Origin of the sequence: Pseudoalteromonas sp. SG43-4, from assembly GCF_014164325.1 — a bacterium.
Classification (GTDB): domain Bacteria; phylum Pseudomonadota; class Gammaproteobacteria; order Enterobacterales; family Alteromonadaceae; genus Pseudoalteromonas; species Pseudoalteromonas distincta.
Genome location: NZ_JACJFB010000046.1, coordinates 1 through 1266, shown reverse-complemented (window position 1 = coordinate 1266; position 1266 = coordinate 1). Strand labels below are relative to the sequence as shown.

At 41.0% G+C, this 1266-nt stretch carries 1 protein-coding gene; it reads left to right on the top strand.

Annotated elements, in window-relative coordinates; all coding sequences use genetic code 11:
• The first annotated feature begins 77 nt into the window (after positions 1-77).
• A protein-coding gene (locus H5160_RS20070) for an IS3 family transposase (RefSeq protein ID WP_182738523.1) occupies positions 78-1258 on the top strand; the annotation gives its coding sequence in 2 pieces (ribosomal slippage) (positions 78-336 and positions 336-1258; 1182 coding nt in all).
• Positions 1259-1266: the final 8 nt, after the last annotated feature.

Sequence of the window (1266 nt, the reverse complement as noted above, 5' to 3'; positions counted from 1 at the left end):
TGTAGTGGTACAGTGATTTTAGCCACCCATTAAGAAAGAAATGTTATGCTGATAAGCATACAAATTTGGGTGAAAAAATGACGAAATTAAAACGCGCATCGTATTCTGCAGCAATAAAATTAGAAACAGCTCAGCTTGTAGTTGACCAAAGTTATACTCAAGAAGAAGCAGCCAAAGCAATGGGGGTGGGTAAATCAACCGTCAGTAAGTGGGTTACTCAATTAAAGCAAGAGCGGAGTGGCCAGACACCATCTGCTTCGCCAATGACGCCCGAACAAATTGAAATCCGCGAACTTAAAAAGCAAATCCAACGCATCGAATTAGAAAAGGATATATTAAAAAAGGCTACCGCTCTCTTGATGTCCGACTCCCTGAACAATTCTCGTTAATTGAGAAACTAAATCAACGAGAGCGTTACCCAATTAGCGTGCTGTGTAACGTATTCAATGTGCATCGTAGCAGCTATAAATATTGGGCTATACGGAATACAACGCCGACGCCAGAGCAAGTAAGGCTAGAGGCTGAAGTTAAAGCTATACATGCAATGAGCGGTGGCTCAGCTGGGGCGCGGACAATCGCGGCAATAGCAACGAACAATGATTTTGAATTGAGTCGTTATCGTGCTGCTAAGCTAATGGTTAAATTAAAGCTTGAAAGCTGCCAAGTACCTCAACATTCATATAAACGCGGCGGTAATGAACACCTTGAAATTCCAAACCTGCTTGATAGACAATTTGATGTTGTTGAGCCAGATACCGTGTGGTGCGGTGATGTGACGTATATTTGGGTAGGTAATCGCTGGGCTTATTTAGCCGTTATTATTGATTTATTTGCACGTAAAGTAGTTGGCTGGGCCATGTCGTTGTCGCCAGATACTAATTTAACGCTAAAAGCGCTTGAACTCGCGTATGAAAGCAGAAGAAAACCGACAGGACTGATGTTTCATTCAGACCAGGGTAGTCACTATACCAGTTTAAAATATCGTCAACGTTTATGGCGCTATAAAATCAAACAAAGTATGAGTAGGCGTGGAAACTGTTGGGATAATGCACCAATGGAGCGATTTTTTAGAAGCTTTAAAACGGAATGGATGCCAAAGGTTGGATATGGAAATTTTATAGATGCTAAATATAGCGTTAGTGATTATATCAACGGATATTACAACAACGTTAGGCCGCATCATTATAATGCCGGTTTAGCGCCAAATGAATCTGAGGTTAGATATCAAGATTCTAAAACTGTGGCCAAATTTTATTGACCACTACA